12 protein-coding genes and 1 tRNA gene are annotated in these 12,459 nt (G+C 70.3%); 7 read left to right on the top strand and 6 right to left on the bottom strand.

Features of this window, described 5'->3' with window-relative positions; genetic code table 11:
• The first annotated feature begins 5 nt into the window (after positions 1 to 5).
• Genes recR through ACFPYL_RS03005 form a run of 4 tightly spaced genes read left to right on the top strand, consistent with a single transcriptional unit; the run spans position 6 to position 3,569 of the window.
• Positions 6 to 605 (top strand): recombination mediator RecR, encoded by a 600-nt coding sequence (recR, locus tag ACFPYL_RS02990; RefSeq protein ID WP_056150735.1) that lies wholly within the window; start codon positions 6 to 8, stop codon positions 603 to 605.
• On the top strand, positions 598 to 1,209 hold the full coding sequence (locus ACFPYL_RS02995; protein ID WP_379150190.1) for a DUF5063 domain-containing protein: 612 nt from the start codon (positions 598 to 600) through the stop codon (positions 1,207 to 1,209). Before recR ends, ACFPYL_RS02995 begins: the two co-directional genes overlap by 8 nt.
• Before the next feature lie 40 nt (positions 1,210 to 1,249).
• The gene (locus tag ACFPYL_RS03000) at positions 1,250 to 2,524 is read left to right on the top strand and encodes an aspartate kinase (RefSeq protein WP_379150192.1); all 1,275 of its coding nucleotides are present in this window, start codon (positions 1,250 to 1,252) and stop codon (positions 2,522 to 2,524) included.
• Between the two features lies 1 nt (position 2,525).
• Positions 2,526 to 3,569 (top strand): aspartate-semialdehyde dehydrogenase, encoded by a 1,044-nt coding sequence (locus ACFPYL_RS03005; RefSeq protein ID WP_379150194.1) that lies wholly within the window; start codon positions 2,526 to 2,528, stop codon positions 3,567 to 3,569.
• Between the two features lie 13 nt (positions 3,570 to 3,582).
• Here the strand turns inward: ACFPYL_RS03005 and ACFPYL_RS03010 are convergent, their stop codons facing one another.
• Positions 3,583 to 4,290 (bottom strand): hypothetical protein, encoded by a 708-nt coding sequence (locus ACFPYL_RS03010; protein WP_379150196.1) that lies wholly within the window; start codon positions 4,288 to 4,290, stop codon positions 3,583 to 3,585.
• Between the two features lie 226 nt (positions 4,291 to 4,516).
• On the opposite strand from ACFPYL_RS03010, the gene ACFPYL_RS03015 reads away from it, so the two are divergent.
• Positions 4,517 to 5,692, top strand: coding sequence for an IS481 family transposase (locus ACFPYL_RS03015; RefSeq protein WP_379150198.1), 1,176 nt, complete (start codon positions 4,517 to 4,519; stop codon positions 5,690 to 5,692).
• A gap of 63 nt (positions 5,693 to 5,755) precedes the next feature.
• On the opposite strand, the gene ACFPYL_RS03020 is transcribed toward ACFPYL_RS03015, so the two are convergent.
• Positions 5,756 to 5,829, bottom strand: a tRNA-Pro gene (locus tag ACFPYL_RS03020).
• Between the two features lie 64 nt (positions 5,830 to 5,893).
• On the bottom strand, positions 5,894 to 6,844 hold the full coding sequence (locus ACFPYL_RS03025; RefSeq protein WP_379150200.1) for a metallophosphoesterase: 951 nt from the start codon (positions 6,842 to 6,844) through the stop codon (positions 5,894 to 5,896).
• Positions 6,845 to 6,871: 27 nt separating this feature from the next.
• On the opposite strand from ACFPYL_RS03025, the gene ACFPYL_RS03030 reads away from it, so the two are divergent.
• Positions 6,872 to 7,330: a GatB/YqeY domain-containing protein gene (locus tag ACFPYL_RS03030; protein WP_379150202.1), complete on the top strand. Its 459-nt coding sequence runs from the start codon at positions 6,872 to 6,874 to the stop codon at positions 7,328 to 7,330.
• A gap of 21 nt (positions 7,331 to 7,351) precedes the next feature.
• On the opposite strand, the gene ACFPYL_RS03035 is transcribed toward ACFPYL_RS03030, so the two are convergent.
• A complete protein-coding gene (locus tag ACFPYL_RS03035) occupies positions 7,352 to 9,688 on the bottom strand; it encodes a transglycosylase domain-containing protein (protein ID WP_379150204.1) in 2,337 nt (778 codons plus the stop codon).
• Between the two features lie 215 nt (positions 9,689 to 9,903).
• Between ACFPYL_RS03035 and ACFPYL_RS03040 the strand changes: the two genes are divergently transcribed.
• The gene (locus tag ACFPYL_RS03040; RefSeq protein ID WP_379150206.1) at positions 9,904 to 10,194 is read left to right on the top strand and encodes a WhiB family transcriptional regulator; all 291 of its coding nucleotides are present in this window, start codon (positions 9,904 to 9,906) and stop codon (positions 10,192 to 10,194) included.
• An 8-nt stretch (positions 10,195 to 10,202) separates the two neighbouring features.
• Here the strand turns inward: ACFPYL_RS03040 and ACFPYL_RS03045 are convergent, their stop codons facing one another.
• Both ACFPYL_RS03045 and ACFPYL_RS03050 read right to left on the bottom strand, forming a co-directional pair.
• Complete coding sequence (locus ACFPYL_RS03045) at positions 10,203 to 11,405, bottom strand: ArsA family ATPase (protein WP_379150208.1); 1,203 nt, start codon at positions 11,403 to 11,405, stop codon at positions 10,203 to 10,205.
• Positions 11,402 to 12,415: an ArsA-related P-loop ATPase gene (locus ACFPYL_RS03050; protein ID WP_379150210.1), complete on the bottom strand. Its 1,014-nt coding sequence runs from the start codon at positions 12,413 to 12,415 to the stop codon at positions 11,402 to 11,404. Before ACFPYL_RS03050 ends, ACFPYL_RS03045 begins: the two co-directional genes overlap by 4 nt.
• Positions 12,416 to 12,459: the final 44 nt, after the last annotated feature.

A 12,459-nucleotide genomic window follows, 5' to 3' on the forward strand; every position in this document is an offset into this window, starting at 1 on the left:
CTGCGTTGTACGAAGGCGTCGTCCAGGACCTCATCGACGAGCTCGGCCGGCTGCCGGGCGTCGGTCCCAAGAGCGCGCAGCGGATCGCTTTCCACCTGCTGCAGGCCGACCCCACCGACGTACGCCGTCTCGCCGACGTCCTGATCGAGGTCAAGGCGAAGGTGAAGTTCTGCAGCATCTGCTTCAACGTCTCCGAGGACGACCAGTGCCGGATCTGCCGCGACCCGCGGCGCGACCCGACGGTGCTGTGCGTCGTGGAGGAGTACAAGGACGTCGTCGCGATCGAGCGCACCCGTGAGTTCCGCGGTCGCTACCACGTGCTCGGCGGCGCGATCTCGCCGATCGACGGCATCGGGCCCGACCAGCTGCGCATCCGCGAGCTGATGGTCCGGCTCTCCGACGGCACCATCACCGAGACGATCCTGGCGACCGACCCCAACCTCGAGGGTGAGGCGACCGCGACCTATCTCACCCGGATGCTCAAGCCGATCGGCTTGCGTGTGACGCGATTGGCGAGTGGACTGCCGGTAGGCGGCGACCTCGAGTACGCCGACGAAGTGACGCTGGGCAGGGCTTTCGCTGGGAGGCGATCCGCAGATGACTGAGACGCAACCGACCCGCGGTGCGGCCGATCCCGCGACGGCGGAGTTCGCCGGGCAGATCGCCGACCAGATCGAGAGCTTCCTGATCGCGCTGCGCGCGATCGCCCGCGAGGCCGACGGGGGCCGCAGCATCTCCCTGCTGCTGCTCGAGATCAGCCAGGTCCTGCTCGCCGGCGCCCGCCTGGGCGCGCAGCAGGACTTCACCCCGATCGCCGAGTACCAGCCCGACGTCGGGCCCGAGGCGGACCTCGACGAGATGCGCGTGGCGCTGGCCGACATGCTGGGTGGCCTCGACACCTACGCGTTCGTCTTCGACCCCTACGTGCCCGAGGTGGTGGAGAGCCAGCTGTCCGACGACCTGACGAGCATCGCCACCGACCTCGAGAACGGGCTGCGGCACTTCCGGCTCGGCAACGTCGACGAGGCGCTGTGGTGGTGGCAGTTCTCCTACGTCTCCTCGTGGGGCAACCTCGCAGGTGCCGCGCTCAACGCGCTGGTCTCCGTGGTCGCCCACGACCGCCTCGACGCCGATGCGCCGATCGAGGAGGAGGAGCTGCTCGCGGCCGCCGATGAGATACTCGAATCGGTGGATCCCGAGTCTCGATAGAATCGCTCGAGGACAGACCTCGAGCATCAAGGACCACACCGTGGGCATTGTCGTGCAGAAGTACGGCGGATCGTCGGTCGCGGACGCGACCGGCATCAAGCGCGTCGCACAGCGCATCGTGAACACCCGACGAGCGGGCAACGACGTCGTCGTCGTCGTCTCGGCGATGGGTGACACGACCGACGACCTCCGCGACCTCGCCGAGCAGGTGACGCCGCTGCCGCCGCCGCGCGAGCTCGACATGCTGCTCACGGCCGGCGAGCGGATCTCGATGGCGCTGGTCGCCATGGCGATCGCCCAGCTCGGCCACAAGGCGCAGTCGTTCACGGGCTCCCAGGCCGGCGTCATCACCGACTCCGCCCACGGCAAGGCGAAGATCATCGACATCACGCCCGGTCGGATCGAGGCGGCGATCAAGGACGGCGCGATCGCGATCGTCGCCGGCTTCCAGGGTGTCTCGCAGGACACCAAGGACGTCACCACGCTGGGTCGCGGCGCCTCCGACACCACCGCGGTCGCCCTCGCCGCCGCGCTCGGCGCCGACGTCTGCGAGATCTACAGCGACGTCGACGGCGTCTTCACCGCCGACCCGCGGATCGTCCCGGCCGCCCGCAAGCTCGAGAAGGTCTCCACCGAGGAGATGCTCGAGATGGCCGCCTCGGGGGCGAAGATCCTCCACCTGCGGTGCGTCGAGTACGCCCGCCGCTACGACATGCCGATCCACGTGCGCTCCTCCTTCTCCCAGAAGGAAGGCACCTGGGTCATCCCGGACAGCAAGGCAGGAGAACACGAGATGGAGCAGGCGATCATCGCCGGCGTCGCCCACGACCGGAGCGAGGCCAAGATCACCGTCGTCGGCGTGCCCGACAAGGTCGGCGAGGCCGCCCGGATCTTCGAGGCGCTCGCCGTCACCGAGGTCAACATCGACATGGTCGTGCAGAACGTCTCCGCCGCGGCCACCGGCCTCACCGACATCTCGTTCACGCTGCCGCGCGCCGACGGCCAGTCCGCGATGGGCGCGCTCGCGCGGATCCAGGACGAGGTCGGCTACGACAAGCTCCTGTACGACGACCAGGTCGGCAAAGTCTCCCTGATCGGCGCCGGCATGCGGTCGCACCCCGGCATCACCGCGCGCTTCTTCGCCGCGCTCGCCTCGGCCGGCGTCAACATCGAGATGATCTCGACCTCGGAGATCCGGATCTCGGTGATCGTCGACGAGGCCCAGGTCGACGAGGCCGTGCGCGCGGTGCACACGGCGTTCGACCTGGACTCCACCGAGGTCGAGGCCGTCGTCTACGGCGGAACGGGTCGCTGAGATGGTCAACATCGGAGTCGTGGGCGCCACCGGCCAGGTGGGCGTCGCGATGCGCCAGATCCTCGAGGAGCGCGGCTTCCCGGTCGACCAGGTCCGCTTCTTCGCCTCCGCCCGCTCCGCGGGCAAGGTGCTGCCCTTCGCGGGTCGCGACGTGGTCGTCGAGGACGCGGAGACCGCGGACCCCAGCGGTCTCGACATCGCGCTCTTCTCCGCGGGTGCGACCACCTCGCGCGCCCTGGTCCCGAAGTTCGTCGAGGCCGGCGTGATCGTCGTCGACAACTCCAGCGCGTTCCGCAAGGACCCGGCCATCCCGCTCGTCGTCTCCGAGGTCAACCCGGAGGCGATGGCGGGCGTGCTCGCCGCCGGTCGCGGCATCATCGCCAACCCGAACTGCACCACCATGGCGGCGATGCCGGTCCTCAAGCCGCTCCACGACGAGGCCGGGCTGGTGCGGCTGATCGCGTCGACCTACCAGGCCGTCTCCGGCTCCGGCGTCGCCGGCGTGGAGGAGCTGTCCGGTCAGGTCGCGGCAGCCGGCGACAAGGCCACCGAGCTGGCCTACGACGGCTCGGCGGTGACCTTCCCGGAGCCGGTGAAGTACGAGCGGACGATCGCCTACAACGTGCTGCCGATGGCGGGCTCGATCGTCGACGACGGTCTGAACGAGACCGACGAGGAGCAGAAGCTGCGCAACGAGTCGCGCAAGATCCTGGGCATCCCCGACCTCCCCGTGTCCGGCATCTGTGTGCGCGTGCCGGTCTTCACCGGTCACTCGCTGGCGATCAACGCCGAGTTCGCCCGGCCGCTGTCGGCCGAGCGGGCGCGCGAGCTGCTGACCGGGGCGCCGGGCGTCGAGCTCTCCGACATCCCCAACCCGCTCCAGGCGGCCGGCCAGGACCCGTCGTACGTCGGCCGGATCCGTCAGGACGAGGGCGTCGACGAGGGGCGCGGCCTCGCGCTCTTCGTGTCCAACGACAACCTGCGCAAGGGTGCGGCCCTCAACACGGTGCAGATCGCGGAGCTGATCGCCGCCTCGCGCTCCTAGGCTCGACGGAGCGTCAGCGGTCGCTGGGCTCGATGACCGCGGTCGTGAGCCAGTGCGCGCCGGCGAAGGTCAGCGCGCACAGGGCCGGGATGACCCCGACCATGGCGACCTGGTCGAGGTGGTCGATGAGGAAGACCAGGGCGAGCACCGACGCGACGCCGATGCCCAGGATGCTGGTGCTGACGGGGTCGGGCACCTGCGCGAGCCGGAGCAGCAGGCTGCCCACGACGATGGCGACGACCAGGACCAGGGCGAGCATCGGGTAGCCGGCCGTCCCGCACGTCGAGGTTCCCTGGACGCTCTCGCAGGTCCGGAGCGACGCCCAGGTCAGCCCGACCACCACGAGGCCGACCAGCAGGCCCGTCACGACGACGGCGACCCACGCGGGCGGCCGGGGGAGATGGCGAGGCTCGCGGGGCTCCGGCTCGGGCTCGGCGTCGACGGGCGGCGGTGCGTCGGCAACCAGCTGGGTCGTCTGCGGGAGCACCTCGGTTGCCTGCTCGCCGCTAACCGCCGGCACCGGCTCCGGCACGGGCGGCGGCACGGGCGGCGGTGCGTCGGCAACCGTCTCCTCCACCTGAGGGAGCGTCTCGGTTGCCTGCTCACCGCTGGTCGCCGGCACCGGCTCGGGCTCCGGTACGGCGCGGCGCCGACCGCGCGGGCGGCGGAGACGCAGCCGCGGCATCTCGAGCGACGGCTCGTCGCGCTCCTCGTCAGCCATGTCGCCAGCATTCCACCGAGCGGGCCTGGGAAACCACGGACTGGACCGGGGCCGGAGACAGAGCAGGGCCCGGATCCGCGATGCGGATCCGGGCCCTCGCTGTCGGGCTGACAGGGTGCTGGTTCAGGACATCCCGGACACATGTCTCAGGTCATCCCGGACTGATGTCTCACGACATGCCGGACAGCAGGGCGGGTGTCGCCACACCGGCGGATAGACGTGCGGGATGTCGAAGGCCCGCCTGGTCATCACCGCCGTCACCCTCGAGAACCGCACCGTCGCGGAGGTGGTCGCCGACTACGGCGTCTCGAGGTCGTGGGTCTACGAGCTCCTCGCCCGCTACCGCGTCGAGGGCGAGGCCGCTTTCGAGCCCCGCTCCAGGGCGCCGAAGACCACCCCGGGCGCGACCCCACCCGAGACCGTCGAGCTCGTCCTACAGCTACGCAAAGAGCTCCTCGCGGCCGGACACGACGCCGGCGCCGACACCCTGGGCTGGCACCTGACCCACCACCACCAGACCACCCTGTCCCGGGCCACGATCCACCGCATCCTCACCCGCGCAGGCGCCATCACCCCGGAACCGAAGAAGCGACCGAAGTCGTCCTACATCCGGTTCGAGGCCGCGATGCCGAACGAGTGCTGGCAGTCCGACTTCACCCACTACCGGCTCTCAACCGGCCAGAACACCGAGATCATCACCTGGCTCGACGACTGCACCCGCTACGCCCTGCACGTCTCAGCCCACCGGGCGATCACCACCCCCATCGTGAAGGCCACCTTCCGCGAAGCCGCAGGTCAGCACGGCATCCCAGCATCCACACTCACCGACAACGGGATGGTCTACACCGTCCGCCTGGCCAGCACCGGACACCGCGGCGGACGCAACGGCTTCGAGCAACAGCTCCGCGACTGGCACGTGGAGCAGAAGAACTCCCGACCCAACCACCCCACCACCTGCGGCAAGGTCGAACGGTTCCAGCAGACCATGAAGAAGTGGCTACGAGCCCAACCCGCCCAACCCGCCACCATCGCCGAACTGCAAGCCCTGCTCGACCAATTCGTCACCGAGTACAACCAGCACCGGCCGCACCGATCGCTACCGCACCGGGCCACCCCAGCGACCCTCTACGAGTCAATGCCCAAGGCGCTGCCCGGCCCCGCCCGCAACGCCGAGACCCACGACCGGATCCGACACGACATCGTCGACAAAGCAGGCACCGTCACCTTGCGCGTCCACGGCCAACTACGCCACATCGGCATCGGACGAACCCACGCCCGAACCCACGTCATCCTGCTCGTCCACGACCTCGACGTCCGCGTCATCAACGCCATCACCGGCGAACTACTCCGCGAACTCACCATCGACCTCAGCAAGGACTACCAGCCACGAACTCCCAAATGAAAAACACCCGAACCTACGTTTCCGTAGGTCCGGGTGTCCACGATGTCCTGAGACATCACACTGTCGGGCTGACAGGATTTGAACCTGCGGCCTCTTCGTCCCGAACGAAGCGCGCTACCAAGCTGCGCCACAGCCCGATCGGCCCACCGGAGCAGGCCGGGGGCAACCATACCCGAGCACCTCCGGCCTCCCGAAATCGGTTCAGCCCCCGGTCGGTCCCGGGGTCGCGACGAGGGTCAGGAGGGTGGCCTCCGGGCGGCAGGCGACCCGGATCCGGGCGTACGGACTGGTGCCCAGGCCGGCCGAGACGTGCAGCCACGACGACCCCGGATCGCCGGGTCGCGAGCCCGCCGGGTGCCGGTGCAGGCCCTTGGCGCGCGCCGGTTCGAGGTCGCAGTTGGTGGTCAGCGCACCGATGCCGGGGACGCACACCTGGCCGCCGTGCGTGTGCCCGGCCAGCACCGCGTCGTACCCGTCGGCCGCGAACCGGTCCAGCACCCGGAGGTACGGCGCGTGCGCGACGCCGAGCCGCAGGTCGGCGTCCGGGTCGGCCGGACCGGCGACGTCGTCGAGGCGGTCGTAGCCGAGGTGGGGGTCGTCGACTCCGGCGAAGGAGATCCGCACGCCGCGCACCTCGAGGGTCGCGTGCCGGTTGGTCAGGTCGGCCCAGCCCGCCGAGGTGAACCCCTCGCGCAGGGCCGGCCACGGCAGCTTCGGCGTGTCCGTGTGTCGGGTGCCGTCGTCGGGGAGCAGGTAGCGGACCGGGTTGCGCAGCGAGGGACGGAAGTAGTCGTTGGACCCGAAGACGAAGACGCCGGGCACGTCGAGCAGGTCGCCCAGCGAGTCCAGGACGACCGGGACGGCCTGGTCGTGCGCCAGGTTGTCGCCGGTGTCGACGACGAGGTCGGGCCGCAGGTCCGCGAGACCGCGCAGCCACTCCTGCTTGCGGGTCTGGCCCGGCGTCATGTGCACGTCGCTGAGGTGCAGCACCCGCAGGTCCGGGCTGCCCGGCGGCAGCACCGGCACCGTGACCCGGCGCAGCGTGTAGGCCCGCGCCTCGACCAGGGCGTACGCCGTCAGGGCGGCTCCCGCCGCCGCACCGCCGCCGAGGAGCCTGAGCGCCGAGCGGCGGAGGAACGACGAGGTGGTCACCGGGGCAAGGCTGCCACAATGGGCCACATGAGCGACCTCAAGGACCGTCTGCGCGCCGACCTCACCACCGCGATCAAGTCCCGCGACGAGGTGCGCTCCTCCACGCTGCGGATGGTGCTCACCGCGATCACCAACGCCGAGGTCGCCGGCAAGTCAGCCCGTGAGCTCAGCGACGACGACATCATCGGGGTGCTGTCCAGCGAGGCCAAGAAGCGCCGCGAGGCAGCGACGGCGTTCGCCGATGGCGGGCGCACCGAGATGGCCGAGAAGGAGACCGCCGAGGCGGCCGTGATCGCCGACTACCTCCCCGCCCAGCTCAGCGAGCAGGAGATCGCCGACCTGGTGACCGCCGCCGTCGCCCAGGTCGGCGCCGCCGGCGAGGGCATGAAGGCGATGGGCAGGGTGATGGGCGTCGTCACGCCCCAGGTGAAGGGCCGTGCCGACGGCGGTGCGGTCGCGGCGGAGGTACGCCGCCAGCTGGGCTGAGCCCCGGGGGCTCTTACCGGCTCAGCGCCCGCCGCGCCCGCCGTGGTCCTGGCCCCCGCCACCGCCACCACCGTGGCCCCGCGGGGGCCTGCCGTTGGACGGGTAGATGGTGACCGACGAGCCCTTCGAGGCGTAGGAGCCGCCGGAGGGTGACGTGTAGGCGACGGTGCCCTCCGAGCTGCCCGAGTTCACCGGGCTGGAGACCGTCGGGTAGAAGCCCGCGTCCTCGAGCGTGCTCTCGGCCTGGTCGACGCTCATGCCTGAGGTCGAGGGGACCGAGACCTGGACGCCGTTGACGATGTCGCTGGCCGGGGTCACGAAGTCCTCGTCGGGCAGCCAGGCCGAGATCTTCTTCATCGCGTCGCCCCACATCGGGCCGGCGGTGGTCGACCCGTGCGCGGAGACGACGTACTGGCCCGCGAGGGTCTGCCCGTTGAGGGTGATCGGCTGGCCCAGGCTGTTGGCGCCGGCGATCATCGACGCCGTCGCGAGGTTGGGCGTGTAGCCGCAGAACCACACGGCCATGTTGTCGTTGATCGTGCCGGTCTTGCCGGCCGACGGCTGGTCGAGGGCGATGCCGGCCTGGGCGCCGAAGCCGGTCTCCTGGACGCCGCGCAGGATGTCGTTGACGGCATCGGCGGTGCCCTTCGGCATCACCTGCTTGCAGTCCTTCGGGTACTCCTTGAGCGTCCGCCCCTCGGAGTCGAGGATCGCGGTCACCGGCCGCGACGAGCAGTGCAGCCCGCGGGCCGCGACCGTCGCGTAGGCCTCGGCCATCTCCAGCGGGCTCACGTTCGGCACGCCCAGGGTGAAGGACGGCACCCGCTCGCGGTCGGGGTCGGTCAGCTCGATGCCCATGGACTTGGCGAGCTTGAACGGCTGGCACAGGCCGGTGCGCTCCTCGAGCTGGGCGAAGAACGTGTTCACCGAGTTCTGGGTGCCGGTGTAGAGGTTGAAGGTGCCCTCGCCGGTCGAGTTGTTGACGTTCCACACGTCGGTGCTCGCGAAGTTGCCATCGCAGTCCGGGAAGTCGGACATCGGGATGTCCTTGGTCTGCGGGGAGGCGATCGTCGTGTTCAGCGAGGTGCCGTTGTTGATCGCCGAGGCGAGCACGAAGATCTTGAACGTGGAGCCCGCCTGGAAGCCGGCGGAGTCGCCGTACTTCGACGGCACCACGTAGTTGAGGTAGGTCTGACCGTCCTTCTTGATGCTGCCCATCGGGCGCGACTGGGCGACCGCCTTCACGTCGCCGGTGCCGGGCTCGACCATGGCGAGCGCGCCGATGGCCTGGTCGGTCGGAGCGACGTGGTTGCCGACGGACTCGTCGGCGGCCCGCTGGTCGCGCAGGTCGATCGTCGTCTGGATGGTGAGGCCGCCGGACTTCAACGTCCGGCGCCGCTGACCGACCGTCTTGCCGAGCGACGGGTCGGCGAGCAGGTAGTTCCACGCGTAGTCGCAGAAGAACGGCGCCTGCGAGTTCACGCAGCCGTTCTTCGCCGGAACGACGTGCAGGCCGAGCTTCATCTCCTTGGCCTTGTCGGCCTTCTCCCGGGTGATCACGTTGAGCTGGGCCATCCGGTCCAGCACGACGTTGCGGCGCTCGAGCGCCCGGTCGGGGGAGTTGGTGGGGTCGTAGCCGGACGGGTTCTTCACCAGGCCGGCGAGCATCGCGGACTGCCGCAGGTTGAGGTTCTTCGCGTTGACGCCGAAGTAGTGGCGGGCGGCCGACTGGATGCCGTAGGTGCCGTCGCCGAAGTAGGCGATGTTCAGGTAGCGCTCGAGGATCCAGTCCTTCGAGTGCTTCTGCTCGAACGCGATCGCGTAGCGCAGCTCCTTGAGCTTGCGCGCGTAGGTGTCCTCCGTGGCCGCCGCCCGCTCGGCCTTCGTGTGGGCCTGCGTCTGGAGGGTCATCTTCACCATCTGCTGGGTGATCGACGAACCACCCTGGACGACGCCCGAGTTCGCCTGGTTGGTGACGAGCGCGCGGACCGTGCCCTTCAGGTCCAGGGCGCCGTGCTGGTAGAAGCGCGCGTCCTCGATCGAGATGATCGACTCGATCATCGTCCGTGAGACCTGGTCGAGCGAGACGTTGACCCGGTTCTCGTCGTAGAACGTCGCGATCGTGTTGCCCGCGGCGTCGATCAGCTTCGTGCGCTGGGGGAGCGGGTCCGTCTCGAGCTCGGCCGGCAGGTTGTCCATCGCCTTCGCGACGTTGCGGGCGCCGACGCCGAGGACCCCGGCGAACGGGATCGCGAGGCCGGCGACGACGACGCCGAGGATGGCGGCCACGGCCACCATCACCGCGAGGTGGGAGGCGACGCGACCGGCGGACAGGCGCTCGTCGCGCGGCTCGGACATGGCTCCGAGGATACGGGACCGGTCGTAGAGAGCCCGATTCCTCGATCCGGGCGTCTCACCCGGGCGGACTAGTCCGAATGGACTAGACGATCTGGGCACATTTGGTCTGTCCCCACGCTCAGCATTCTCTTAACTTTGCTCACCGAGGGGAAACCTCCCGGGCAAGGCGTCATGGGGACGCCGTCGATCCCGGTAGTGATGTGGGGACATCCGATATGTGGGTTGAGGATTGGGCGAGTGCGGCTGCGTGCCGCGAGTCGCAGCCAGACCAGCTGTTCGTCCGTGGGGCCGAGCAGAACAAGGCCAAGCAGCTGTGCTCCGGCTGCCCGGTGCGCACCGAGTGCCTCGCGGAGGCGCTCGACAACCAGATCGAGTGGGGGGTCTGGGGCGGGATGACCGAGCGGGAGCGCCGCGCGCTGCTGCGTCGTCGTCCGAACGCCTCGTGGCGCTCCGTCCTCGAGACGGCGCGCGAGAAGGGCGGAGTCTCGCCCGTCGTCAGCGTCTGAGTCCAGGCTCAGCTCTTCGCGAGCAGCTCACCGACCCGGCGCAGGCCGGCGAGGTCGTGCACGTCGCCCGGTAGCGCCGGCACGACGGCCGTGGGCACCTGCGGGTGCGCGGCCGCGAACCGTGCGCGCAGCTGCTCCTCGCGCTCTACGATGCGGGACTGGTCGGCGTGCAGGTGCAGCAGGCCTGCCGTGAGCGACCCCGGGTCGCGCTGACGCAGCCGGGTCGCGGCGGCCATCGCCTCGTCGGCGGAGAGCGTGCCGCGGGGCACCGGGCTCGCGCGGTTCACGATCATGCCCACGAGGGGCATGTCGTCGTCGGCGAGCCGCTCGACGAAGTACGCCGCCTCGCGCAGCGCGTCGGGCTCGGGAGCAGCGACCACCAGGAACGCCGTGCCGTCGGCCTGGAGGAGCTCGAAGGTCTTCTGAGCGCGCTGCCGGAAGCCGCCGAACAGCGTGTCGAAGGCGGCGACGAAGGTCTGCATGTCGCGCAGCACCTGGGTGCCGAGGATCTTGTTCAGCGCCCCGGTGATGATGCCGAGACCGGCCGTCATCATCCGGGCCGGCCCCTTCGCGGGCGTGAGCAGCAGGCGGATGAAGCGACCGTCGAGGAAGCTGGACAGTCGCTCCGGCGCGTCCAGGAAGTCGAGTGCCGAGCGGGACGGCGGGGTGTCGACCACGATCAGGTCGTAGCTGCCGTCGCGCTGGGCGTCGGCGTGGATCTGCCCGAGCTTCTCCATCGCCATGTACTCCTGCGTGCCGGAGAACGAGCTCGAGAGCGCGATGTAGAAGGGGTTCTCCAGGATCTGGCGCGCCTTCTCGGGAGCGGCCTGGCTCTCGACCACCTCGTCGAAGGTGCGCTTCATGTCGAGCATCATCGCGTCGAGCCCGCCGCCCTTGCGGTTGCCCTTGGCGTTGGTGCGCAGCCCGGTGACCGGTCGGGGGGTGTTGTCGAGCTGCTCGATGCCCATCGACTGGGCCAGCCGCTTCGCGGGGTCGATGGTGAGGACGACGACGCGGCGGCCGCGCTCGGCGGCCCGCAGCGCGAGGGCGGCCGAGGTGGTCGTCTTGCCGACGCCACCCGAGCCGCAGCAGACGATGATGCCGATCCCGCGGTCGTCGAGCAGGGCGTCGACGTCCATCTCGGGGGCGGGTCCGGGGCGGCCGGCGAGCGGGCCGACGCGGGGTCTGGCCCTCCTCTGTGCGGCGGTCATGCCAGCCCCTGCTGCTTGAGCATGGCCGCGAGCTCGTAGAGGCCGCCGAGGTCGACCCCGCCCGGCAGGCGGGGCAGCTCGTACGACGGTCGGTCGAGCCCGGCGACGACCGCGCGCTGGCTGTCCTCGAGCGCGCGGCGTACGGCGTGGTCGTGCGCCTCGGCGACCAGTCCGTCGACCAGCCCCTCGTCGAGGTCCACGCCGGCCTCCTCGAGGTCGGCGGCCAGGCGACCGGTGTCGAGCCGTCCGTCGCGTGCGGCGTCCAGGTCGCCGTCGGTGATGTCACGGGAACGGACCTGGTTGACGATCACTCCGCCGACGGGCAGGCCGGCCGCCACCAGGTCGAGGATGCCGTCGGCGGTCTCCTGCACCGGCATCTCCTCCAGGACGGTGACCAGGTGGACGGCGGTCCGCGGGGAGCGGAAGAGGGTCATCATCGTGTCGGACTGGCTCTTGATCGGCCCGACCTTGGCGAGCCCGGCGAGCTCGCCGCTCACGTTGAGGAACTGGGTGATCCGGCCGGTCGGCGGTGCGTCGAGGACGACCGCGTCGTACTGGATCGCGGCCTTGTTGCGGCTGTTGCGCTGCACGGCCTCGAAGACCTTGCCGGTGAGCAGCACGTCGCGGACACCCGGGGCGATCGTGGTCGCGAACTCGATCACGCCGAAGCGGTCGAGCGCCTTCCCGGCGCGGCCGAGCTTGTAGTACATGGCGAGGTACTCGAGCAGCGCGGACTCGGCGTCGATGTGCAGCGCGTGCACCGCGCCGGGGGTGCGGTCCTCGTGGCGGAGCCCGGTCGCGATCCGGCGCTCGGCGTACGGGAGCGGGTCGACGTCGAACATCCGGGCGATGCCCTGGCGGCCCTCGACCTCGCAGAGGAGCACCTGCTTGCCGTGCGAGGCGAGTCCCAGGGCGAGCGCGGCGGCGACGGTGGACTTGCCGGTGCCGCCCTTGCCGGTCACGACGTGCAGCCGCACGCGGGACCAGTCGGCGGTGCTCGGCACGGACATGGACCGAGGGTAGCCAGCGGAGCGGCACCCCTAAACTCCATCGC

Source organism: Nocardioides hankookensis (genome assembly GCF_042658885.1).
In the GTDB taxonomy this organism is placed as follows: Bacteria; Actinomycetota; Actinomycetes; order Propionibacteriales; family Nocardioidaceae; genus Nocardioides; species Nocardioides hankookensis.

Bases quoted from the DNA above. Each gene is read 5' to 3' on its own strand.
- ACFPYL_RS03045 (WP_379150208.1), bottom strand. From the start codon at position 11,405: ATGACCGCCGCACAGAGGAGGGCCAGACCCCGCGTCGGCCCGCTCGCC.
- ACFPYL_RS03005 (WP_379150194.1), top strand. From the start codon at position 2,526: ATGGTCAACATCGGAGTCGTGGGCGCCACCGGCCAGGTGGGCGTCGCG.
- ACFPYL_RS02995 (WP_379150190.1), top strand. From the start codon at position 598: ATGACTGAGACGCAACCGACCCGCGGTGCGGCCGATCCCGCGACGGCG.
- ACFPYL_RS03030 (WP_379150202.1), top strand. From the start codon at position 6,872: ATGAGCGACCTCAAGGACCGTCTGCGCGCCGACCTCACCACCGCGATC.
- ACFPYL_RS03010 (WP_379150196.1), bottom strand. From the start codon at position 4,290: ATGGCTGACGAGGAGCGCGACGAGCCGTCGCTCGAGATGCCGCGGCTG.
- ACFPYL_RS03015 (WP_379150198.1), top strand. From the start codon at position 4,517: ATGTCGAAGGCCCGCCTGGTCATCACCGCCGTCACCCTCGAGAACCGC.
- ACFPYL_RS03040 (WP_379150206.1), top strand. From the start codon at position 9,904: ATGTGGGTTGAGGATTGGGCGAGTGCGGCTGCGTGCCGCGAGTCGCAG.
- ACFPYL_RS03050 (WP_379150210.1), bottom strand. From the start codon at position 12,415: ATGTCCGTGCCGAGCACCGCCGACTGGTCCCGCGTGCGGCTGCACGTC.
- ACFPYL_RS03035 (WP_379150204.1), bottom strand. From the start codon at position 9,688: ATGTCCGAGCCGCGCGACGAGCGCCTGTCCGCCGGTCGCGTCGCCTCC.